The organism is Flagellimonas profundi, from assembly GCF_017313275.1.
Lineage (GTDB): Bacteria > Bacteroidota > Bacteroidia > Flavobacteriales > Flavobacteriaceae > Flagellimonas > Flagellimonas profundi.
Map to the genome: position 1 here is coordinate 1,731,277 of NZ_JAFLNM010000001.1, position 21,996 is coordinate 1,753,272.

The following is a 21,996-nucleotide window of genomic DNA, read 5'->3' on the forward strand; positions in this document are numbered from 1 at the left end:
CTTGTTCTTTGAAAATTCTTGTTCATCCTTCCTATTTTCCAAGCATTGCCACTTTTGCGGCCATTGTTCAGCATGAGGTAATCTGGGAGGCGCAAGATAATTTTCAAAAGCAGACCTACCGAAATCGTTGTTATATATCAACGGATAAGGGTAAACACATGCTCAATATCCCTATAAAACATGTTGGGGGCAAAGAAGGACGTCAAAAATATGCCGATGTATCTACCGAAAATAGTTACAACTGGAAAAAGGAACATTGGCGCACTTTGGAAACTGCATACCGAACCTCTCCTTTTTTTGAATTTTATGAGGATGAACTAAGACCTCTTTATGAAGGAAATGATAATTCCCTTTATAACTTCAATTTAAAAACCATTGAAGCTATTGCTGGTTGCATCGGTATGGATATTCCAATGGAGAAAACCAAGACTTACGAAGTTGAACCATCAACCTATTTTGACGCTCGTTTTTTGGTAGATGCAAAAAAGGAAAAAAATTGGGATATGGCCCCTTACACCCAAGTTTTTGAAGAACGGCATGGATTTATTCCAAATTTAAGTGTACTGGACCTCTTGTTCAATGAAGGAACCAATACACTCAATTACCTAGAAAGTCTACCCTTAGATTTAAAAAATGCTTAGGCACCTTATTCATTACGGCATACATTTTTTGGTCCCTGTTTTGATAGCCGTTTGGTTCTTTAAAGGGGACAGCTTAAAAGTTGCTTTGATTCTTCTCGCAGGAATCATAATTGACATGGACCACCTTTGGGCAACACCACTATACGACCCGAATCGATGCAGCATTGGGTTCCATGCACTCCACAGCTATTGGGCTATTTTAGTCTATAGTATATTACCTTTTTTTAAAACAACACGGATAGTTGGGTTGGCCTTGATCATTCACATCATAGCAGATTGGATGGACTGCTTACTCATGTGACCTTAAGCGCAATCTGGCCATCACTGGGTAATGATCGGACAAGCGTATATCAAAATTTTGATGGGACAATACTTCAAAGTTTTGATCGGCCATGATGTAGTCGATTCGAAGTGGAATTTTCCAAAGATTATATGTTCTTCCGAAACCAGTGCCTTCTTCTAAAAAAGTATCTTGCAAATCCCCTTTTACTATCTTATAAACATTGGAAAATTGGGTGTTGTTAAAATCACCGCACACAATACTTTTGTAAGGGCTGCTTTCTAAGTGAACCCTAAAGATTTCAGCTTGTTCCAATTGTTTTGAAAATGTACTGACCATCCTTCTATAAATCTTCTCCGATTTTTCTCCATCCGAAAAATCATCTTTACTTGGAACTATACGAAAAGACTGTAAATGTATATTATAAACCCTGATAGTATCATTTTCGCGTGCGATATCTGCATAAATAATATTGTTTCTAGTATTGGGCAAGTTTAATGAACCGTTGCCTACAATTGGATATTTAGAAAATATTGCTTGAATAGTTCTCTGGGGAACATAAGGGGTCTCGCTTCTATATGGGTACTGTTTTAACTGTCGATGACGTATTCTAGTGTGCTCCTGTATACAAAGAATATCAGGGTCTTGCTTCTTAATAAATTGGACAATACTATCTCCCACACCAGGCTCTTTCATCCAACCATTTTTATTGAACCCCCAAGCATTATAGGTCATTATTGTTAAGCTGGGAGACTTTGTCTGACTGGTAAAATCATTCCCGCCAATACCATAAAAAGGTCCAAAAATTAGATAACAGATAAAGATGGCAAGTAGTGACAATATGAATTGTCTTTTAAATTTAAGAATCCAATATATTAGAAACAAAATATTGAACGCAAAGAAAAAGGGAACAAATATACTTAGTACAGCAAGTGATGATACAAATTGAAAGGGTAAAAGCGATATAATACCCGCAGTAATAAGCAATACTGCAACCAGTAAATTAATTGCAAAAACTACCCTATCCCATATAGAGGTCGATTTTTTCACTTATCAGTCTTCTTTACCTGCCTTAAACAAAAAGTCCTTTTCTTCCTTGGACAAACTTTCATAACCAGACTTACTGATTTTATCCAAAATGGAGTCTATCTTTTTTTGCTTGGCCTTTTTATCGTAATCCGCTTTACTACTGGATGATGCTTTTTTCCTGTAGACCGTTTTCATGGGGGCCTTCTTTTCCTTTGGTTTAAAAAGGTCAGCAATAGCATACCTCAGTTTGGTAAATCCCGAACCGATATCATTCCCCTTGAACAACTGACGAGCGTACATATACCCTAAAAATGCACCGCCCAAGTGAGCCATACCGCCACCAATATTGTCACCCATCCCTATTAGCACCAAATCCTTGACCACTAAGGCAACACCAATGTACCATAGTTTTACATTAAAGAAAATGACACGGACCTCGCGGTTGGGAATATAGGTACAAACAAAAATAAGCACGGCGTTAACTCCTGCAGATGCACCAATTAATGCAGTATTTGAATTAACAAGGGTCGGAAACACGTTATAACTGAGCAAAAACACCAATCCGCCCAACATCAAACCTAAAAAATAGACATTGATGAACCGTTGGGAATCAAAAAGATTCAAGAAAATACGACCGGCAAAGTAAAGCACGAGCATATTCCAAAAAATATGACCAAATCCTGCATGAAAAAATGAATAGGTTACCAGCGACCATGGCTGGGCCAAAAACTCGAAAAAATCCTTGGGCAAAAGGAACCATTGTGAAAAAGAATAACCAAACAATGCCCCCGAGAGTCCATCAATCAAGAAAATAAGTACATTGATGGCAATCAGCTTTTCGGCTATGCTAAGCCTCGCAAATTGATATCGTAATCCACCGTTCATCATAGGTTAATCCCACCGATTATTGTTAAACTGGTTCTTTTTCCAGTACCACATCATTATAAATCCAATTAAAGCCCCTCCTATGTGGGCAAAATGCGCTACTCCAGTGTTTACATTTCCAATCCCGAAAATAAGGTCGACCGCTATCAGAATAGGCACAAAATACTTTGCTTTGATAGGTACAGGCAAAAATATGAGCATCAACTTGGCCTCCGAATACATAAAAGCAAAGGCCACCAAAATACCATAGATAGCTCCAGATGCCCCTACTGCAGGAGTGTTAAATGCGGTCAACATACTGTCGATCGTTCCTTTTCCTGCAATATCGTACCAACCTGGACTATACTGTCCATTGGCCAAAATATCCAAAACCTGTGTACGGGCAATGCCTGCTCCTTCCAAAGCACTCATTCCTTCGTTGAAAAGAAAATAATTGACCCCAGTATGCAAGGCAGCTGAGCCCAAACCTGCTGAAAAGTAGAAAAACAGAAACTTATTCTTTCCCCAAATCCGCTCCAATGGCGTACCAAAGGCCCATAATGCATACATATTGAACAAAATATGCATTAGGTTACCGTGCATGAACATATGGGAAACCACCTGCCACCATTCAAAATTTGGATTTTGTGGAAACCAGAGCGACATCCATTGGAACATCTGATCGCCATATAATTGTGTGGCAAAAAACATGATCACGTTAATGATCAATATATGCTTTACTGCCTCGGTCATTCTACCCATTTAGTTGAATTTTTTATCAATATCCCCTTCGGAGATAATGGTATATGTTATTTTTTGAAAAGGGCTCAAACTGGGTTCCTTGCACGCAAAAAGGTTGTTTACCAACATTAATTGCGACTCGGTATCCAATATATCCCCTGTCCGCACGGCAAGGTTCCTACTCAGCACCTTGGCCAACATTTCGGCCTGCGAAATGGAACCATCATTATAACCCTCCATATAGTCTGCAATCAAGCGATCTAATACCGTGCCGATCCCACTTTCGGGAACCAGCATGGGCACGCCTGTCACTTTTACAGTTTCGTGCTCCAGGCCATCGAATATAAATCCAATATTTGTCAGGCTTTCTTCGATTTCCTTGAGCACATTCAATTCCTGTTTATTGAAGGTGAGCTCCAAAGGAAAGAGCAACTGCTGGCTTACCCCTTCTTTTACGGTAATCTCCCCTAAAAACTTCTCAAAAAGAATTCGCTCATGAGCTCTATTTTGATGGATGACCAACATTCCCGACTTAACGGTACTCACTACATATTTACGTCGTAATTGAAAGGTGCTGGCCAAATGCTCCTCGACCCCTTCTCCCGAATACAAAGTTCCCTGCTCCTCACTTTCGGACTCGATTACCACACTACTGAACTCTTGATGGTCATTCTGATTGCCAAGACCCTCGTACAAATCTTCCCATCCTTTTGTACTTTGTTTACTAAAATTGGCGCTCGAACCGCCCTTCTTCGCCCTTGTTTCTTCGAATGGGTTAAAGGTAGCATCCACTGTCACTTTTGGGATTACAGCTCCTTTTTCTTTGTAGGAATAAGGCGTATCCAAATTAGGGTCATGGTCAAAATCCAAAACAGGAGCCACGTTAAACTGGCCCAAACTATGCTTTATGGTAGACCTTAAAATTGCATAAAGGGTATTCTCATCATCAAACTTCACCTCTGTTTTGGTCGGATGAATGTTGATGTCAATGGAACTTGGATCTACATCCAAAAACAGAAAGTAACCTGGGTATGTATCGGATTTGATCAATCCTTCAAAAGCAGCCACCACGGCATGATGCAAATAAGGGCTTTTGATATATCGGTCATTGGCAAAAAAGAATTGCTCGCCCCTGCTCTTTTTGGCAAACTCGGGCTTACAGATAAAACCTGACACCTTAACCACTTCGGTCTCTTCATTTACGGGCACCAAACGGTGCTCCATTTTACTTCCGAAGATGTGCACAATTCGCTGACGATGCTTTGTACTGGGCAGATTAAATATTTCAGACCCGTTGTTGTAAAAATGAAATTCAACATTCGGATGCACCATTGCCACACGATGAAACTCATCAGTAATATGGCGGAGCTCCACTTGGTTGGACTTTAAAAAATTACGTCTGGCAGGGATATTGAAAAATAGATTTTTTACGGATATGGAGGTTCCCCTTGGTGTGGCCACCACTTCTTGGGACACAATTTTACTTCCCTCAATTTTTAAATGGGTCCCGACTTCGTTATCAGCGGTACGTGTTTGCATATCCACATGAGCTATGGCCGCAATGGATGCCAAGGCCTCCCCTCGAAAACCTTTGGTTTCCAAATTAAACAAGTCCTGTGCCGATGATATTTTGGATGTGGCGTGGCGCTCAAAAGACAGTCGAGCATCAGTTTCACTCATGCCCACACCATCATCTACCACTTGGATAAGGGTTTTGCCACCATCTTTTATAATCAGTTTTATGGAAGTAGCACCGGCATCAATGGCATTTTCCATGAGTTCCTTTACTACGGAAGCGGGTCGTTGGACCACCTCCCCTGCTGCTATTTGGTTAGCGACATGGTCCGGTAAAAGTTTAATGATGTCCGCCATTATGGATTTAGGAATATTGATAGATCAAAATCAATGATAAACAGGAACAGCAAAACCAAAACGGCCACAATAATCCAAAAACGAAGTTTTAAATTTTTATCTCCTTCTGTCTGAAGATCATCCATTGCAGAGGTAAACTTATTTTTAAGCCCCCTATTGGAGTGCGCCGTAGTCCTAAACTTATCAAGTTTGTGTTCAATTTTATACGGATTCCCCTCTCCCTTATAATATCTGGGGGAGTAATCGAAGCTCTTATTTTTCCTAAGTTTTAAAGGGTTTCGCATGGTATCCTTATCGCTGTAAGCTCAAAGGTACTCAAAATAGAAAAAAAGGGTCGGACGATAGTCCCAAAAAATGTTAACAACCCCTGCAGATTTTTGGATTTTTGGAAGCGTTGGATGTTTTAAACGTGAACTTATCCCTTACTTTCCTATAACCGCCATTTGGATAGCCGCTATAGCTGCTTCGGTGCCTTTATTTCCGTGCTTGCCCCCACTCCTGGCCCTAGACTGCTCAATATTATCATCCGTCAGCACACAGAAAATAACAGGAACATCGTAGGCGACATTCAAGTCCTTGATACCTTGTGCAGTTGCGCTGCACACGAAATCAAAATGACTGGTCTCCCCACGTATAACACTGCCAATGGCCACAATAGCATCGACTTTTTCCGTTTGAATCATTTTTTTGCAACCAAAAGTCAGTTCAAAACTACCGGGAACATTCTGGCGGAATATGTTTTCAGGGAGTGCACCACAGTCCAAAAGGGCTTCTTCTGCTCCTTGATACAGGGCTTCGGTTATTTCACCGTTCCATTCAGAAACAACAATCCCAAACCGAAGTTCCTTCGCGTTTGGGATTTTGTTTTTATCGTAAACAGATAAGTTTTTGTTCTCTGTGGCCATGTTTTAGTTTTGCGCCAATCCAATTAGGGCGTCAACACCATTGCCTTCTTGTGAATCAGGAAATTCTTCCTTAATTCGCTCAAAGTACCCCAAAGCCTTGTTTTTTTCACCCAAATCCAATGCAACAACACCAGCTTTATACAAAAATCGTGGTGCCGTAAACTCATTATCACTGTGTGCAACAGCTCTTTCGTAATAATCCAAAGCATCTTCAGGCTGGTTCAATTGGGAAAAAGCATCTCCTATTCCACCTTTGGCCATAGCTCCCATTATATCATCATCAGAAGAAAAGTCTTCCAGATACGAAATGGCTTGATCATATTGCTTCAGGTTCAAATAGGTCATACCAGCCGAATATTTGGCCAAATTAGCCGCTTTGGTTCCGCTGTATTCTTCGATAATGTCCAAGAAACCATATTTACCCTGCGCCCCGTTCAAGGCCAAGGTAAACAATGAATCCTTCGCGGTTTCACTTGCCAATGCTTGATCAAAATATTGCTGTGGGTAAAAAAGTTCGTTTGCTGCAGAAGCTTCTTTTGGGTTCTGGATGAATTGGTGGTAACCCAAGTAGGCCAAAACGCCCACGGCTATTACTCCAATAACGCCCAAAATATAGTTCTGGTTCTTCTGAACCCACTCTTCGGTCTTGGAAGCACTTTCGTCCAAAGTATTGAAAACTTCAGCTGTTGTGCTGTCGTGTTCCTCTATCCTAGCTTCCTCCTCCTTATTTTTTGGCTTAAAGCCTCTCTTCTTGTATGTTGCCATCCGTCATTTAATTGGTCGCGCAAAAATAAAGTTTTTATCCAAAACCAAAAGGTAATTTATTCGTTATTTTTGGATTCCCTTTTTTAAAGGGCCACCTTTTAAATCCAAACCGTTTCTCTAACTTTTTATGTTTTTAAGACATTTATCCTTAGTCAATTATAAAAACTTTGATTCCAAGACGTTGGAATTCGACCCTGTAATCAACTGTTTGGTGGGCGATAACGGGGTAGGAAAGACCAATGTTTTGGACTCCATTTATCACTTGTGTTTTGGCAAAAGCTACTTTAACCCAGTCTCCACACAAAATATAAAGCACGGAGCCGATTTTTTTGTGGTCGAGGGAGAATTTGAGAAAAACGAGAGAACCGAAAAAATTCTATGCTCCTTTAAAAAAGGCACCAAAAAAGTAATCAAGCGCAACGGAAAACCCTACGAGAAGTTTTCGGAGCACATTGGTTTTTTGCCCCTGGTGATCATTTCGCCATCGGATCGCGATTTAATCTTGGAAGGGAGCGACACCCGCAGAAAGTTTATGGATGGTGTAATTTCGCAATCGGACAAGGTATATCTACAAAACCTGCTCAAATACAATAAAGTTGTATCGCAGCGGAACTCACTGTTAAAGTATTTTGTGGCCAATCGTACTTTTGACCCCGATACCCTGAGCATTTATAACGAACAAATGGACATGCTGGGAACGGCCATCCACCGGAAAAGAGTTGAGTTTATTGATTCTTTTCTGCCCATTTTCAAGGAACAGTATCACAACATCTCCGAAAAAGATGAACAAATCGACCTCTCCTACGAAAGTCAATTGAGCAATGACAATTTGTTGAGCCTTCTAAAAAACAACATTGAGAAAGACCGTGCCCTACAATACACCTCGGTAGGTGTCCATAAAGATGACCTAAGCTTTACGATTGCGGACCATCCAATTAAAAAATTCGGGAGCCAAGGTCAACAAAAGTCATTTTTGATCGCTTTGAAATTGGCACAATTCCATTTCATCAAGCAATTGGCGGATACCACTCCCATTCTATTGTTGGATGACATTTTTGACAAACTTGACGAAAACAGGGTATCCCATATCGTTGGACTGGTCAAGGACGATAATTTCGGTCAAATCTTTATCAGTGATACCCATGCAGACCGAACCGAAAATGTGGTCAAAAACATTCATCAGAGTTATAAAATATTTACCTTGTAGCATCATGAAACGCATACTTCCCTTTTTATTGATTTTACTGTTCTGGAGCTGTAGTGATTCATCCGTAAATGAAAAAGATTTGCATTACTTGAATGGTTACTGGGAAATATCGGAAGTGAAATTCCCCGATGGTTCCATCAAAGAATATGGAATGAACCCAAGTATCGATTTCATCCAGTTGAAAGAAAACAAGGGGTACCGAAAAAAAATGAAACCCAAATTTAACGGGACCTACGATACATCCAAAGATGTGGAAGGTTTTGAGGTATCAAGAACCAATGAAACTTACATACTAAGGTATTCAACCGAACTGAGCGAGTGGGAAGAAAAACTGGTGCAGTTGGATTCGGTCTCATTTTCTGTTACCAATCAAGAAGGTGTTACCTACAAGTACAAACGCTTTGAACCTATAAAAATCCCACAGTAATGGCCAAAAGACACAGTTCCCATATTCCGTTGAGCGAAGCACTGAGCGAATTCATCCAAGAAAACAAGCTCCAAAAAGGCATGGACAAGGTAGATGCCAAAGAAGCTTGGATAAAACTCATGGGAAATGGAGTAAACAATTACACTTCGGCCGTTGAACTCAAAAACGAGACGCTTTATGTATCGCTCTCCTCTTCCGTCCTCAGGGAGGAATTGAGTTTGGGCAAAACCAAGATCATTAAAATGATCAATGAGGAACTGGGCAAGGAATTGGTCAAAAAATTGGTGTTGCGGTAATTCACCATGTCAGTTCGAGTGCAGTCGAGAACAACCATCAATTATTGAATCAAGAGATTTTCGCTTGGCTCAAAATGACAAATACCTTCATAGTGGTCATTTCGACAAAGCGAAGCGACGAGAAATCCAACCAAATCTATAACGCACAATCAATTACCTAGGAAATTCCGTATCAGGCACACAATAAATAAAAAAGCCACCAATAAAGGTGGCCTTGATTAAAAATATCTTGTATCTATCTTAGTATATTTCCCTTCCCGAAAAATGGAAAGAACCTTCAATGGCAGCATTTTCATCGCTATCGGAACCGTGTACTGCATTTTCACCAATGCTTGCAGCGTACAATTTTCTGATGGTTCCCTCGGCAGCCTCCTCTGGGTTGGTTGCACCGATCAACGCACGGAAATCATCCACAGCATTATCTTTTTCCAAGATGGCAGCAACGATCGGCCCTCTTGTCATAAACTCCACCAATTCGCCAAAAAATGGACGCTCTTTGTGGATGGCATAGAATATTTCGGCATCCCTCTTGCTCAATTGTGTGTACTTCATGGCCACAATCTTAAATCCAGCAGCCGTAATTTTATCCAAAATTGCTCCGATGTACCCATTTTCAACGGCATCAGGCTTAATCATGGTAAAAGTCCTATTTCCAGTCATTTTTTTAAATTTTGCGCAAACTTAAGCTTTTTCAACCAAGGTACAAGGCTCAATAGCGTTGTTTTAACTCTTGGAGCAGAACCCCATTATCTCCTTTCATCTTCATATCGGCTTCCTTTTTATCAAAATCAAAGGTGATTACACCGTAACTTTTATCGGAGACCACCTCGCCTACACGATACTGATTGGGTTCGCCACTAAAGCTTGAGTAAGAATGGGTAAGTCCGCTGCTTGTAAAATCCACCAACGGATACGATAGTCCAACAACATCTGCCCTGGAAAATTCGGAAATATGACGGTCCCCAGACAAAATAATCACACCTTTTGCTCCCGATTTCACTATGATATTTTCCAGCTTCTTAACCTCTAGAGGAAAATTGCCCCAAGTTTCAAACCCATGTTCGCCCGAAAGCACCTGAATACTGGACATGATCAGATTGAAATCAGCATCGGAGCCTTTCAGTTCGTTTTCCAGCCATTGCCATTGGGCTTCTCCCAGTACGGTTGCGGTGGAATCCATTGTTGGCTTGTACCGTTTTTTGGAATCCTCATCTTTGATGAGCTCACTTCTAAAATAGCGGGTATCCAGTACGATTACCTTTATCTTACCTGCGGGCACTTCATATTCATGCGAAGTATAAACACCCTCTTGGGTTCTCCTTTCACTATCCTTCGGCACACCCATAAAGTCCAAAAACACTTGTTGGCTTTCGGATTTTATAGCGAAATCAGCACCACCATCGTTTAAACCAAAATCGTGATCGTCCCAAGTCCCGATAACAGGTACTTCATTTCTTAATTTGGCATATCCCGCAACGGTGTCCTGCATGGCATAAATCGACTTTAATCTTTCCACATCGTCCGTATCGGCGTAAACAATGTCCCCGCCCCAAATCCAAACATCTGGGTTTTCCGCCAAAATATCGTCCCAAAAAAGATTCTGTTCTTGTGACATATTACAGGAGCCGAAGGCCACCACAAAATCAGGGTTCGACTGCGCTTCGATATCTGCTGTTTTCTCCACCTTCTTTTTGCAGGCAGAAAACAAAACCAAGGCAACAAGAAAAATATGGAATTGCTTCATGATGTGTTTTTACTAAATCAAAAATACGGATAAACCGAGTTACCTCTATATTATATTATTGTATATTTGGCCGCATGAATTCAGCGGATATCACGACGGTAAAGTCGATTCTTTCCCAATCTCAAAATATAGCGATCATTCCCCACCGAAATCCCGATGGGGATGCCATGGGATCCTGTTTGGCACTATATGGATTTTTAAAGGCGACGGGGCATACCGCTTATGTAGTTGCACCGAATGACTATCCAAAATTCCTGAAATGGATGCCAGGAAACGATACAGTCATCAATTTTGAAAGGGAAAACCCAAAGGCCAAAGAAGTCATTAATGGGGCTTCGGTTATTTTCACCTTGGATTTTAACGACCTTTCCCGTGTTGGGCAAATGGAATCGGTTTTGAAAGAAGCTGAGGCCGATTTTATTATGATCGATCACCACCAACAACCGAGCGACTACGCCAAGGTAACCTATTCCGATGTGACCATGAGCTCTACCTGTGAGATGGTATACAACTTTATCGCCTTTTTAGGGGAAACCGATCAAATCGACGCTGATATCGCCACGAATCTGTACACGGGCATCATGACCGATACAGGATCGTTTAAATACCGTTCCACTTCGAGCAAAACGCACCGTGTGGTGGCCGAACTTATTGACAAAGGTGCGGACAATATGGAGATTCACCAGAAGGTTTTTGATACCAATTCTCCGTCCCGATTGCACTTGTTGGGTGTTGCCTTGAGCAACATGGTCATCCTTCCTGAATTTAGGACCGCTTACATCACCCTTTCCCAAGACGAATTGGACCAATACGATTTTAAAAAGGGGGATACCGAAGGGTTCGTAAATTATGGGCTAACTTTGGAAGGCGTTATTTTTGCCCTCATTTTTATCGAAAATCGGGAAGAGGGGATTATTAAAATTTCGTTACGTTCGGTAGGGGATTTTTCCGTTAACGAATTTGCAAGACAACACTTTAACGGAGGTGGACATACCAATGCAGCGGGTGGAAGAAGCGAAACCAGCATGGAAGAAACAATTTCCAGATTCAACGATATTTTAAAAACCTATAAAGACAAATTGAACCCATGAGATTTTTCCTAGCCGTTCTATTGGTTGCGATTGTTGCGAGCTGTGGGGGTCCAGAACCCAGAAGACCCGTAGAAGTTAAATCGGGAAGTTTTTACAAAGCGTCCATAGAACGCACCAAGAAATTATTGGCCGCGGAAGAAGCAGCGATACAGGGAATTATTTCCAAGGACACGGTTCATGAATATATTTCGAGTCCGGATGGATTTTGGTACTACTACGAGACCAAGAACGACACAGCCAGCTATCGACCAAAAACCGGTGACCAAATTTTGTTCTCCTATAATTTGATGAGCCTGAAAAATGACACCATATACACAGCAGAAGAAATTGGACCGACCTCACATGTAATTGATAAACAACAATTGTTCCCTGGCCTCCAAAATGCCGTGAAGCTTTTAAAAATAAACGAGAAGGCGACATTTTTGTTCCCTTCACCTCTGGCCTATGGCTATCAAGGCGACAACAAGGCCATTGGGCCAAAAATACCGCTTAAATCATCGGTAGAATTACATACGATCATTATAGACAACGACAGTTTAAACTAAATTTATAAGCAATGAAGAAGTTATTTTACATCATCCCCTTATTCCTACTAGTAATCATAGGGTGTAAATCGAGCAAGTATGCCGATTTGGGCGATGGAATTTTTGCTGATATCCAAACCACCAAAGGGGATATCATTATCCAATTGGAATACCAAAAAACTCCTGTTACCGTCGCCAACTTTGTATCCTTGGCCGAAGGAAAGAATCCATTTGTAAACGATGAGTATAAGGACAAGAAATTCTATGATGGCATCGTATTCCATAGGGTAATCAAGGACTTTATGATTCAAGGTGGGGATCCGACCGGTAGTGGAAGCGGTAATATTGGTTATACCTTTAAAGATGAGTTCAACGATTCCTTGAGACACTCAAAAAAAGGAATACTATCCATGGCCAACAGAGGTCCAAAGACCAATAGTAGTCAGTTTTTTATCACCCACAAGGCAACCCCTTGGCTGAATGACAAACACACTGTTTTTGGTGAAGTTGTGGCAGGAATGGACGTGGTCGATTCCATTGCCAATGTTGAAACGGGACCTGGTGACAGACCCATTACCGATGTTGTAATGGACCATGTGGAAATTGTACGCAAGGGCAAAGAAGCCAGGCAGTTTGATGCCGTTCAGATTATGAGCGACTATTTCGAGGAAGCCAAAGCGGCAGAAGAGGCGTTCAAAAAAATGAAGGAAGATTTAGCGGCCCAATTTACTGAGCAGATCAACGAAGCGGAGGAAACTGACAGCGGTCTTCGTATTCTAAAACTTAAAGAAGGTGAAGGAGAACAACCAAAAGTAGGTCAAAATGTATTGGTAAACTACGCAGGTTGGTTGTTCAACGGGGATTTGTTCGATAGCAATATTCAAGAAATTGCGGAACAATTCAACCAATTGAACCCTGGCAGGAGAGATCAAGGAGGTTACATGCCTTTTCCTATGAGCTATAGCCCCGATGCGCAATTGGCAGCAGGTTTCCGCGAAGGTTTGTTGACCATGAAGGTCGGGGACAAAGTTCGCTTGTTCATCCCTCCACACCTTGGGTATGGCGACAACGATTATGGTCCCATCCCTGGCGGTTCCACTTTGGTTTTTGATATAGAAATTGTTGGAATTGAACAATAGAATTCCAAAAGCATAACTAAAAAAAGCCGTACTTTTCCGTACGGCTTTTTTTAGTTGTTCTCTCCATTATATGGAATCTTAAAACCTATTGTTTTCATTTTTGATGACACAAAAAACCAAGACTATAATCGCCATTGGCCTACCTCTACAAATTATACTGGTAAGGTGGATGGGCCATTACCCCAGTTTTGTGGAAGAATATTACAGCAATGGCATCTACTTCTACATTTCAGGGTTTTTGAGAATTCTCTTCGGTTGGATTCCATTCTCCTTCGGAGATCTGGTTTACACAGCTTCCGTCATTTTAGTAATTCGATACATTTACAAACACTGGAAAAGCATTAAAAGAAAACCTCTTCTCTTTCTTAAAGACATTATTGTCGTCCTTTCCATCATATATTTTGCCTTTCACCTGTTCTGGGGCATGAACTACCATAGGCAACCCATCACTTGGAAACTAGGAATCGAACGTGAATATACGGTCGATGAGTTGGTCGAACTAACGCAGTTCATCATAAAAAAAACAAATCAATATCAACTAGAGCTAACAGGGGATACCGTCTCACCAGTTCATATCCCCTACTCCAAAAAAGAAATCTTTGCCAAAACGAAAGAAGCCTATGCCAACTTTGCAGAGCAATACCCCGATTTTGGATATCGGCATCGTAGTTTAAAATCATCTATTTATAGCGTTCCATTGACCTTCATGGGATACGGCGGCTACCTTAATCCTTTTACCAACGAGGCTCAAGTGAACGGGATTACACCAAAATTTAGGCTGCCCACGGTGAGCGGGCACGAGGTAGGGCATCAATTGGGCTACTCCGCTGAGGGCGCCACCAATTTCATCGGCTACTTGGTCACCTCTCAGAGCAAGGACCCTTACTTTAAATATTCAGCCTATAACCATGCCCTTGGATATTGCCTTTCCGACCTTTATTATAAAGATGAGCAAACTTATAATGAGATAGTTGCGACCATCAACTTTGGAGTAAAGGAAAACTTCAATGAATTACGTGATTTTTGGGAAAAATATAAAAACCCCATGGAACCGGTCTTTAAATCCGTATTCAACACTTTTTTAAAGGTGAACAACCAAAAAGATGGTATAAAAAGCTACAATGCGGTCGTTGGACTTATCATCAACTACCGAAAACAAGGTTATCAGAAGGATTGAAACTTGTAGAGTCCTTTCACAAAGGTTATCTTTAAACCGACTAATTCAATTCAAACCTTATGAGACTTAAACTTTTAGCCCTGTTTCTCTTCATGGGCAGTGTTTCTTTGTTCGCACAGGATTATTTTCCAATAAATGACGGTGTAAAGGCAAAGAAAAACAACAATTACACGGCATTAACCAATGCCAAAATCTATGTGACCCCCACCCAAGTGATCAACAATGGTACGTTGCTGATTCAAAACGGTAAAGTGGTACAAGTGGGCAAATCCGTAAATATTCCCAAAAATGCAATCGTAGAAGACTTGAGTGGAAAATCCATCTATCCTTCATTCATTGATGTGTTTTCTGGGTTTGGTGTGGAGCTTCCAAAACAAGCTAGTGGCAGTGGAAGGTCGGCACAATATGGTCCGTCGCGAGAAGGGTTTTACTGGAACGACCACATTATGCCAGAAAATAATGCCATCAGCAGCTTTACATATAATGAGAAAGAAGCCAAAGAACTGAGAAATGCAGGTTTTGGAACCATAAATACTCACATTGAAGATGGTATCGCAAGAGGAACCGGCCTATTGGTGGCTTTGAACGATGATGCCTCGGAAGCGCAACGAATCCTCTCAGATAAGTCTGCACAATACTTTTCCTTTGAAAAGAGCCGGGCTTCCAGACAATCGTACCCAGGCTCATTAATGGGTGCAATGGCCCTTATGCGCCAAGTGTATTACGATATGGACTGGTACAGCAAGGGTAATGTGGACACCAAGGACCGTTCCTTGGAAGCACTTATCGACAATAAAGGGTTAACCCAAATTTATGCCGCTGGTGACAACGGCAATGTGTTACGTGCCGATAAAATAGGGGACCTTTTTGGTATCCAGTATACCATTTTGGCAGGCGGAGACGAATATGAGCACATTGATGAAATAAAAGCAACCAACGCCAAATTGATACTACCGTTGAATTTTCCAGATGCATTCGACGTATCTAATCCATACCAGGCCAAATACATCGCCTTGAAAGATATGAGACATTGGAACTTGGCGCCGTCCAATCCAAAGGTTTTGGCCGATAATGGAGTGGATTTCTCCATTACCTTGCATGGTCTCAAATCCCCTAAAGAATTGAAAGAGAAAATTATGAAAGCCATCAGCTATGGACTTTCCAAAACCAAGGCGTTGGAAGCATTGACCACCGTTCCTGCAGCGATTTTAGGAAAATCCAACGAAATTGGTTCACTACAGGCTGGAAGCCAGGCTAACTTTTTGATCACTTCGGGCGATATTTTTGACAAAGGGACCACCCTTTACGAAAACTGGGTCCAAGGCAACAAGAACGTGATAGAGAGCATGGATGTTATCGATATCCGTGGCGATTACGACCTTGCTGTAAATGGTAGTACGTATAAAGTCTCTCTAACAGGAGATGCTGACAAGCCAAAGGCCGAAATTAAAAAAGGGGACGAATCCGTAGACTCCAAAATAGATTATTCCTCAGATTGGTTGAACATCTCTTTCAGTGGGGACAATGTTGGTTCGTACAGAATGGTAGCACATGTTTTACCAGGCTCCGAAACCATAAAGGGAAGCGTGGTTCTTCCAAATGGTGACGAAACTTCGGCCACAATGACCAAAACCTCATCTTTTGAAGAAAAATCCAAAGAGAAAGAAGCTGCTGAGAAACCAACACTCATGGCTCTTACCTACCCCAATGTAGGGTATGGATTCAAGGAAAAACCAAAGCAAGAAAATATACTGTTCAAAAATGCTACGGTTTGGACAGGCGAAAGCATTTTGGAAAATACTGACGTGCTCATCAAAAACGGAAAAATTTCCAAAGTCGGAAAAGACTTGCGTGCAGGTGGTGCCACAGTGGTTGATGCTACTGGCAAACACCTAACTGCTGGAATTATTGACGAGCACACACATATTGCTGCGCTATCCATTAACGAGGGCGGGCAAAATTCCTCTGCCGAAGTACGAATGGAAGATGTTATCGATTCAAAGGATGTCGCCATTTATCGCGATTTGGCCGGAGGTGTTACCACCGCCCAATTGTTGCACGGTTCGGCCAATCCCATTGGTGGGCAATCCGCTATTTTTAGATTGAAATGGGGAGAAAGTGCAGAGGATATGGTATTCGACAATTCACCCAAGTTCATCAAATTTGCGTTAGGTGAAAACGTAAAACAGTCCAACTGGGGCAGTTACTCCCGTTTTCCACAAACAAGGATGGGTGTTGAGCAAGTATATATTGATTATTTCCAGCGTGCCAAGGAGTATGACGAAAAGAAAAAGAGCGGTGAACCATACCGTCACGATGAGGAAATGGAAACATTGGCCGAAATATTGAACGGAGAGCGTTTCATTTCTTGTCACTCCTATGTACAGAGTGAAATCAATATGATGATGAAGGTCGCTGAGAAATTTGATTTTCGCGTGAACACCTTCACCCACATTTTGGAAGGCTACAAAGTGGCAGATAAAATGGCCGAACATGGTGTTGGCGGAGGTACATTCAGTGACTGGTGGGCCTACAAATATGAAGTGAACGATGCGATTCCCTACAACGCTGCCATCATGTCCAGCCAAGGAGTGACCGTCGCCATCAACAGTGATGATGCCGAAATGTCCAGAAGGTTGAACCAAGAAGCCGCCAAAACGGTAAAATACGGAGGCATGTCAGAAATCGAAGCATGGAAAATGGTAACATTGAATCCAGCGAAGCTGCTTCATTTGGACGACCGTGTAGGTAGTATTGAAGAAGGAAAAGATGCCGATGTTGTCCTGTGGACAGACCATCCGCTATCCGTTTATGCCAAAGCTGAAAAAACCTTGATCGAAGGAAAAGTGTATTTCGATCTCGAAAAGGACAAAAAGCTGAGGGAATCCATCAAAAAGGAACGTAACCAATTGATCGGAATGATGTTGAACGAGAACAAAAAAGGTGAAAAATCCAGAACTCCCGTTCAGAGCAAGAAACAAGAGTTTAATTGTGACACCCTTTAAAAAATAGATCATGAAAAGAATATTTTTAATCATAGCAATTGTTTTTGGGGTTTCATTGAACGCACAGCAAACCCCTGCCCCACCTCAATCCGAACAAATTGCCATTCTTGGCGCTACGGCCCATATTGGTAATGGAGAGGTGATAGAGAACTGTACCATCATTTTTAAGGATGGGAAAATTACGGCCATTGGAGCCGATTTGATGGCGCCGACCATTGGCACCATGATCAATGCCGAGGGCAAACATGTATATCCTGGCTTTATTGCTCCTTCCAAATCCCTTGGTCTGGTAGAAGTTGATGCCGTTAGGGCAAGTGACGATCAAGACGAAATTGGCGAAATGATTCCACATGTTCGTAGTTTGATCGCATACAACGCAGAATCCAAAGTAGTGGAAAGTATGCGGCCCAATGGTGTTCTTATTGGACAAGTGACACCCCAGGGAGGCACCATTTCGGGAACTTCCAGTATTGTGCAGTTCGATGCCTGGAACTGGGAAGATGCCTCTCTTAAAACAGATGATGGCATTCACTTGAATTGGCCTAATTTCTTTAGAAGAGGTCGCTGGTGGAGAGGTGAAGAAAGAGGGTACATTCCCAACGAAGATTACGGAAAGGAAATGGATGACATTAAAACGTTCTTCCAAAATTCCATGGCATACGGAAAAGCCAACGGAGATGAGAAGAACTTGCCCTTTGCCGCTATGCAGGGCCTTTTTGATGGCTCACAGCGTTTGTACATCCATGCCGATGGCGAAAAGGAAATGACCGATGCAGTGACCTTGGCCAAAGAAATGGGTGTTAAAAACGTGGTGATCGTTGGAGGATATCGTGCCAACAAAATTACCGATCTACTAAAACAACACAATATACCTGTTTTGGTAGGCCGTACCCACTCCTTGCCGAGTTTTGATGATGATGATTATGACATTACCTACAAATTGCCAAAATTGTTGGTAGATGCCGGTCTTTTGGTAGGATTGCAGAATGAAGATGCCGCTAATTTCCAAGTGAGGAACCTTGCTTTTTATGCAGGGCAAACAGTGGCTCAAGGGCTCGATAAGGAAACGGCTTTACAATTGATCACTGGCAATACCGCCAAAATCTTGGGCATTGACGATATGTACGGAACTTTGGAAGAAGGTAAAAGTGCCACCCTATTTATTTCTGAAGGGGATGCGTTGGATATGAGGACCAACAAACTTTCCAAAGCCTATATCGATGGTAGGGACGTTTCCTTGGAAACCCACCAGACCGAACTTTGGAAAAGGTACATGGGAAAATACGAAAGAGAAGGAAAATAGAAATCTAATTTTTTTAAGAAAAAAAGGCGCTCGTTTGAGCGCCTTTTTGTTTTTTCAATCAGTTGGTTTTGACAGGCACATATTCCCCGTTTTCTGGTTTAGCATAAAAACCATCCTGCCGAGGATCCTCACTAATGGTGACATCTTTAAACGCAATCGTACTGGCAGGCTCTAAAACTTTTCTTCCCTCATAACTATACCATGTAATGGATTTTGGCAACACCAATCCATTCACCTCTTGCCAATCTGCGTAATTGATCCACCTTACATTGTCAGAACTCTCCCCTGAACGATAAGTCACCGTATAGCCCAACCAGGCCATTTTATGACTTTCTGGATCGAAATGGATATAATATTCGTCCTTGGAAGAAGCACCAACTCCGGATTGATAAGCGATTTTGATTCCAGGATAACTTTTACCTTCAAAATTCAAGTCTTCAGCTTGCGAGTATATAATTCCTTCGTCGGACAATACAAAGGGCATGGCATAGAAGTAAAACATCAAATTATGGTAAAAGCCCACATCACCTTCATAACTGCCGTTTACATTCAAAAGCCAGGCTTGTTCGCCATCAAAACCCATTGAAAATTGTTCGGTGTCAATTCTATCCTTTCTGGTCCAGAGATCAATAGTGTGTGTTTCAGGTAAATTCGGCTTGGGAAGTACAAAAGACAATGTTCGTTGTTTCTTCCATTCATTCAAACCTCCATGAGCATCAAAAACCGCTTCCAATGCATCTGGATATTGGTTCTTGGTTTCTGAAATCTCTTGCTGAACAGGTTCTTCAACCTTTACAAGCTTAGGGGTTTGTTTACAAGCGGTCAAGCCCAAAAAAAGTAATGGGATGGTTATTTTGTTCATGTTTTAATTTTACCTGTTGGTCGAAAACCTCTTTCTATAATTACAGGAATGGCTATTTTTACCAGGTGTATGGAAGCTAAACTGATCAGTAGTGCCCAAAATCCATTGGTTAAAAAAATCCTGCTCCTAAAAGAGAAATCACGTGAAAGGAGAAAAAGTGGGCTTTTTGTTGTGGAGGGACAGCGGGAAATTGAATTGGCCCAAAAGGGAGGATACACTTTACAAACCCTTATTTTTTGTCCTGAGATCATGGGCTCCGGTTCCATTGAAGCTTTTACCAGTGGCTCAAATCCAGAAATCATCCAGGCTTCCGAAAGCGTTTACGGCAAAATTGCCCATCGCGGCACCACAGAGGGTATTCTTGGGCTCATGCATTCCAAAGATCATGGGTTGGAACATATTTCCTTTACAAATAAAACACCTTTGGTGTTGGTTGCCGAAGCACCCGAAAAGCCGGGGAACATCGGTGCATTGTTGCGCACCGCAGATGCCGCTGCAGTCGATGCCGTTTTAATAGCAAATCCCAAATCCGACCTATATAGTCCAAACATTATCCGTTCTAGCGTTGGTTGCCTTTTCACCAACCAAATAGGCGTGGGTACAACGGACGAGATCATTGACTTTTTACAAACCAACCAAATCAAAATCTACTGTGCTGCCTTAACCGCTTCCAAGAATTATGTGGATTGTGATTTTAAAGCCGCTTCGGCCCTCGTAATGGGAACAGAAGCTACTGGATTGACAGAAAAATGGCTTCAAAATTCCGACCAAAACATAATTATACCGATGCAAGGAGAAATAGACTCCATGAATGTTTCGGTATCCGCCGCAATACTTATATTTGAGGCGAAGCGGCAGCGCGGATTTTAAGCTATGGAAAAAAATACACTCTTTTATGTAATCCTGGCCATTCTTGTGGTCCAATACTTGGTTCAACAGTATTTGGAGTACCTGAACGCCAAACGTTTCAGATCTACTTTGCCACCCGAACTTGCCGATGTTTTTGATGAAGACGAGTATAAAAAATCGCAACAATACAAACGGACCAATTACAAATTCGGGATTATTTCGGATGGATTTTCACTGGTCCTGACCATCTGCTTCCTTGCTTTTGGAGGTTTTGAATGGGTAGACCAATTCACACGTTCCATTACGGAGGACAGTATCCCAATGGCATTGATTTTCTTCGGTATCATTATGTTGGGTAGTGCTATTTTGGGGCTCCCCTTCTCCTATTACCGAACCTTTGTGATCGAGGAAGAATACGGGTTCAACAAAACAACCAGATCCATCTTTTTCTCCGACAAAATAAAAGGCGGCATCATAACAATCATTCTTGGAGGGGGGATTTTAACGTTGTTTATGCTGTTCTACCAATCCACGGGGCCCAATTTTTGGATTTATGCTTGGATTGCAGTAGGTATTTTTATCCTGTTTATCAATTTGTTCTACAGTCGACTAATTGTACCATTGTTCAACAAGCAAACGCCTCTTGAAGACGGTAGCCTTAAAAACTCCATTGAAAACTACGCCCAAAAAGTAGGGTTCGAACTTCAAAATATTTTCGTGATCGATGGTTCCAAAAGATCTACCAAGGCAAATGCCTATTTTTCGGGTTTTGGAAAAGAAAAACGCATCACCTTATTCGACACTTTGATCAATGATTTGACCGAAGATGAAATCGTGGCGGTCCTGGCCCACGAAGTAGGTCATTATAAACGCAGACACATCATTGTGAATCTTGTGGTCTCATTGTTGACCACTGGACTAACACTTTTTATACTATCCTTGTTCATCAACCATCCAGAAATATCTTTGGCAATAGGGGTATCCACACCAAGCTTTCATGCCGCTTTGGTCGGGTTCGCGCTGTTGTACAGTCCAATTTCCGAATTGACAGGATTGATCATGAACTACTTATCCCGAAAATTTGAGTTCCAGGCCGATGACTTTGCCAAGAACACATTTGCCGCAACACCTTTGGTTTCGTCCTTAAAAAAATTATCCAAGAAAAGCTTGAGCAACTTAACCCCACACCCTGCCTACGTTTTTGTTCACTACTCCCACCCACCTTTGGTGGAACGTATCCGAAACCTAAAGGCATAGATTTTGTTGGTTAGATAA

The 21,996-nt window shown here is 41.7% G+C and carries 23 protein-coding genes; 13 read left to right on the forward strand and 10 right to left on the reverse strand.

All coding sequences use genetic code 11. The features are described 5' to 3' along the window. The first annotated feature begins 8 nt into the window (after positions 1–8). Complete coding sequence (locus tag J0654_RS07985) at positions 9–641, forward strand: WbqC family protein (protein WP_207027456.1); 633 nt, start codon at positions 9–11, stop codon at positions 639–641. Next, on the forward strand, positions 634–942 hold the full coding sequence (locus tag J0654_RS18285; RefSeq protein ID WP_237685908.1) for a DUF6122 family protein: 309 nt from the start codon (positions 634–636) through the stop codon (positions 940–942). The genes J0654_RS07985 and J0654_RS18285 overlap by 8 nt, the downstream gene beginning before the upstream one ends. Here J0654_RS18285 and J0654_RS07990 read toward each other — a convergent pair. The 7 genes from J0654_RS07990 to J0654_RS08020 all read right to left on the reverse strand — a co-directional run bounded on the left by J0654_RS07990 (position 931) and on the right by J0654_RS08020 (position 7,097). Further along, positions 931–1,971, reverse strand: a complete 1,041-nt coding sequence (locus tag J0654_RS07990) for an endonuclease/exonuclease/phosphatase family protein (RefSeq protein ID WP_207027458.1) — start codon at positions 1,969–1,971, stop codon at positions 931–933. The two genes, J0654_RS18285 and J0654_RS07990, sit on opposite strands and share 12 nt — an antisense overlap. 3 nt (positions 1,972–1,974) lie before the next feature. Continuing rightward, complete coding sequence (locus J0654_RS07995; RefSeq protein ID WP_207027460.1) at positions 1,975–2,838, reverse strand: rhomboid family intramembrane serine protease; 864 nt, start codon at positions 2,836–2,838, stop codon at positions 1,975–1,977. A 3-nt stretch (positions 2,839–2,841) separates the two neighbouring features. Then, positions 2,842–3,576 (reverse strand): rhomboid family intramembrane serine protease, encoded by a 735-nt coding sequence (locus J0654_RS08000; RefSeq protein ID WP_207027462.1) that lies wholly within the window; start codon positions 3,574–3,576, stop codon positions 2,842–2,844. Continuing rightward, entirely contained in the window at positions 3,577–5,427 is a 1,851-nt protein-coding gene (gene mutL, locus J0654_RS08005; RefSeq protein WP_207027464.1) for a DNA mismatch repair endonuclease MutL, read from the reverse strand. Continuing rightward, positions 5,427–5,711 (reverse strand): riboflavin synthase subunit beta, encoded by a 285-nt coding sequence (locus J0654_RS08010; protein ID WP_207027466.1) that lies wholly within the window; start codon positions 5,709–5,711, stop codon positions 5,427–5,429. The genes mutL and J0654_RS08010 overlap by 1 nt, the downstream gene beginning before the upstream one ends. A 138-nt stretch (positions 5,712–5,849) precedes the next feature. Then, positions 5,850–6,332 carry a 6,7-dimethyl-8-ribityllumazine synthase gene (gene ribH / locus J0654_RS08015; protein ID WP_207027468.1) on the reverse strand — a complete coding sequence of 161 codons (483 nt, stop codon included), beginning with the start codon at positions 6,330–6,332 and terminating at the stop codon, positions 5,850–5,852. A gap of 3 nt (positions 6,333–6,335) precedes the next feature. Continuing rightward, the gene (locus J0654_RS08020; protein ID WP_207027470.1) at positions 6,336–7,097 is read right to left on the reverse strand and encodes a tetratricopeptide repeat protein; all 762 of its coding nucleotides are present in this window, start codon (positions 7,095–7,097) and stop codon (positions 6,336–6,338) included. Positions 7,098–7,224: 127 nt separating this feature from the next. Here J0654_RS08020 and recF point away from each other — a divergent pair, with 127 nt between their 5' ends. From recF to J0654_RS08035, 3 genes are read left to right on the forward strand one after another with little or no spacing between them, the layout of a single operon-like run. Further along, positions 7,225–8,304 carry a DNA replication/repair protein RecF gene (gene recF, locus J0654_RS08025; RefSeq protein ID WP_207027478.1) on the forward strand — a complete coding sequence of 360 codons (1,080 nt, stop codon included), beginning with the start codon at positions 7,225–7,227 and terminating at the stop codon, positions 8,302–8,304. A gap of 4 nt (positions 8,305–8,308) precedes the next feature. Further along, complete coding sequence (locus J0654_RS08030) at positions 8,309–8,731, forward strand: hypothetical protein (protein ID WP_207027480.1); 423 nt, start codon at positions 8,309–8,311, stop codon at positions 8,729–8,731. Continuing rightward, positions 8,731–9,027 carry a DciA family protein gene (locus J0654_RS08035; protein ID WP_207027482.1) on the forward strand — a complete coding sequence of 99 codons (297 nt, stop codon included), beginning with the start codon at positions 8,731–8,733 and terminating at the stop codon, positions 9,025–9,027. The genes J0654_RS08030 and J0654_RS08035 overlap by 1 nt, the downstream gene beginning before the upstream one ends. 240 nt (positions 9,028–9,267) lie before the next feature. Here J0654_RS08035 and J0654_RS08040 read toward each other — a convergent pair whose 3' ends face one another. Further along, the gene (locus tag J0654_RS08040; protein WP_207027484.1) at positions 9,268–9,687 is read right to left on the reverse strand and encodes a nucleoside-diphosphate kinase; all 420 of its coding nucleotides are present in this window, start codon (positions 9,685–9,687) and stop codon (positions 9,268–9,270) included. A 49-nt stretch (positions 9,688–9,736) separates the two neighbouring features. Continuing rightward, on the reverse strand, positions 9,737–10,771 hold the full coding sequence (locus J0654_RS08045; RefSeq protein WP_207027486.1) for an alkaline phosphatase D family protein: 1,035 nt from the start codon (positions 10,769–10,771) through the stop codon (positions 9,737–9,739). Positions 10,772–10,845: 74 nt separating this feature from the next. On the opposite strand from J0654_RS08045, the gene J0654_RS08050 reads away from it, so the two are divergent. The 6 genes from J0654_RS08050 (at position 10,846) to J0654_RS08075 (ending at position 19,010) form a co-directional block, all read left to right on the forward strand. After that, a complete protein-coding gene (locus J0654_RS08050) occupies positions 10,846–11,862 on the forward strand; it encodes a DHH family phosphoesterase (protein ID WP_207027488.1) in 1,017 nt (338 codons plus the stop codon). Further along, on the forward strand, positions 11,859–12,407 hold the full coding sequence (gldI, locus tag J0654_RS08055) for a gliding motility-associated peptidyl-prolyl isomerase GldI (protein WP_207027489.1): 549 nt from the start codon (positions 11,859–11,861) through the stop codon (positions 12,405–12,407). The genes J0654_RS08050 and gldI overlap by 4 nt, the downstream gene beginning before the upstream one ends. An 11-nt stretch (positions 12,408–12,418) precedes the next feature. Beyond that, positions 12,419–13,525, forward strand: coding sequence for a peptidylprolyl isomerase (locus tag J0654_RS08060; RefSeq protein ID WP_207027492.1), 1,107 nt, complete (start codon positions 12,419–12,421; stop codon positions 13,523–13,525). Positions 13,526–13,628: 103 nt separating this feature from the next. Then, positions 13,629–14,702, forward strand: a complete 1,074-nt coding sequence (locus tag J0654_RS08065) for a DUF3810 domain-containing protein (protein ID WP_207028039.1) — start codon at positions 13,629–13,631, stop codon at positions 14,700–14,702. Between the two features lie 59 nt (positions 14,703–14,761). After that, positions 14,762–17,707 (forward strand): amidohydrolase family protein, encoded by a 2,946-nt coding sequence (locus tag J0654_RS08070; protein WP_207027493.1) that lies wholly within the window; start codon positions 14,762–14,764, stop codon positions 17,705–17,707. 10 nt (positions 17,708–17,717) lie between these two features. Beyond that, positions 17,718–19,010: an amidohydrolase family protein gene (locus J0654_RS08075; protein WP_207027503.1), complete on the forward strand. Its 1,293-nt coding sequence runs from the start codon at positions 17,718–17,720 to the stop codon at positions 19,008–19,010. A gap of 58 nt (positions 19,011–19,068) precedes the next feature. Here J0654_RS08075 and J0654_RS08080 read toward each other — a convergent pair whose 3' ends face one another. Beyond that, positions 19,069–19,872: a DUF6503 family protein gene (locus J0654_RS08080; protein ID WP_207027505.1), complete on the reverse strand. Its 804-nt coding sequence runs from the start codon at positions 19,870–19,872 to the stop codon at positions 19,069–19,071. A 69-nt stretch (positions 19,873–19,941) separates the two neighbouring features. Here J0654_RS08080 and J0654_RS08085 point away from each other — a divergent pair, with 69 nt between their 5' ends. Further along, positions 19,942–20,742, forward strand: coding sequence for a TrmH family RNA methyltransferase (locus tag J0654_RS08085; protein ID WP_237685909.1), 801 nt, complete (start codon positions 19,942–19,944; stop codon positions 20,740–20,742). A 3-nt stretch (positions 20,743–20,745) separates the two neighbouring features. After that, on the forward strand, positions 20,746–21,978 hold the full coding sequence (locus tag J0654_RS08090; RefSeq protein ID WP_207027509.1) for a M48 family metallopeptidase: 1,233 nt from the start codon (positions 20,746–20,748) through the stop codon (positions 21,976–21,978). The last annotated feature ends 18 nt before the right edge of the window (positions 21,979–21,996 follow it).

Bases quoted from the DNA above. Each gene is read 5' to 3' on its own strand.
- J0654_RS18285 (WP_237685908.1), top strand. From the start codon at position 634: ATGCTTAGGCACCTTATTCATTACGGCATACATTTTTTGGTCCCTGTT.
- J0654_RS07995 (WP_207027460.1), bottom strand. From the start codon at position 2,838: ATGATGAACGGTGGATTACGATATCAATTTGCGAGGCTTAGCATAGCC.
- J0654_RS08000 (WP_207027462.1), bottom strand. From the start codon at position 3,576: ATGGGTAGAATGACCGAGGCAGTAAAGCATATATTGATCATTAACGTG.
- mutL (WP_207027464.1), bottom strand. From the start codon at position 5,427: ATGGCGGACATCATTAAACTTTTACCGGACCATGTCGCTAACCAAATA.
- J0654_RS08010 (WP_207027466.1), bottom strand. From the start codon at position 5,711: ATGCGAAACCCTTTAAAACTTAGGAAAAATAAGAGCTTCGATTACTCC.
- ribH (WP_207027468.1), bottom strand. From the start codon at position 6,332: ATGGCCACAGAGAACAAAAACTTATCTGTTTACGATAAAAACAAAATC.
- J0654_RS08020 (WP_207027470.1), bottom strand. From the start codon at position 7,097: ATGGCAACATACAAGAAGAGAGGCTTTAAGCCAAAAAATAAGGAGGAG.
- recF (WP_207027478.1), top strand. From the start codon at position 7,225: ATGTTTTTAAGACATTTATCCTTAGTCAATTATAAAAACTTTGATTCC.
- J0654_RS08030 (WP_207027480.1), top strand. From the start codon at position 8,309: ATGAAACGCATACTTCCCTTTTTATTGATTTTACTGTTCTGGAGCTGT.
- J0654_RS08035 (WP_207027482.1), top strand. From the start codon at position 8,731: ATGGCCAAAAGACACAGTTCCCATATTCCGTTGAGCGAAGCACTGAGC.
- J0654_RS08040 (WP_207027484.1), bottom strand. From the start codon at position 9,687: ATGACTGGAAATAGGACTTTTACCATGATTAAGCCTGATGCCGTTGAA.
- J0654_RS08045 (WP_207027486.1), bottom strand. From the start codon at position 10,771: ATGAAGCAATTCCATATTTTTCTTGTTGCCTTGGTTTTGTTTTCTGCC.
- J0654_RS08050 (WP_207027488.1), top strand. From the start codon at position 10,846: ATGAATTCAGCGGATATCACGACGGTAAAGTCGATTCTTTCCCAATCT.
- gldI (WP_207027489.1), top strand. From the start codon at position 11,859: ATGAGATTTTTCCTAGCCGTTCTATTGGTTGCGATTGTTGCGAGCTGT.
- J0654_RS08060 (WP_207027492.1), top strand. From the start codon at position 12,419: ATGAAGAAGTTATTTTACATCATCCCCTTATTCCTACTAGTAATCATA.
- J0654_RS08065 (WP_207028039.1), top strand. From the start codon at position 13,629: ATGACACAAAAAACCAAGACTATAATCGCCATTGGCCTACCTCTACAA.
- J0654_RS08070 (WP_207027493.1), top strand. From the start codon at position 14,762: ATGAGACTTAAACTTTTAGCCCTGTTTCTCTTCATGGGCAGTGTTTCT.
- J0654_RS08075 (WP_207027503.1), top strand. From the start codon at position 17,718: ATGAAAAGAATATTTTTAATCATAGCAATTGTTTTTGGGGTTTCATTG.
- J0654_RS08080 (WP_207027505.1), bottom strand. From the start codon at position 19,872: ATGAACAAAATAACCATCCCATTACTTTTTTTGGGCTTGACCGCTTGT.
- J0654_RS08085 (WP_237685909.1), top strand. From the start codon at position 19,942: ATGGAAGCTAAACTGATCAGTAGTGCCCAAAATCCATTGGTTAAAAAA.
- J0654_RS08090 (WP_207027509.1), top strand. From the start codon at position 20,746: ATGGAAAAAAATACACTCTTTTATGTAATCCTGGCCATTCTTGTGGTC.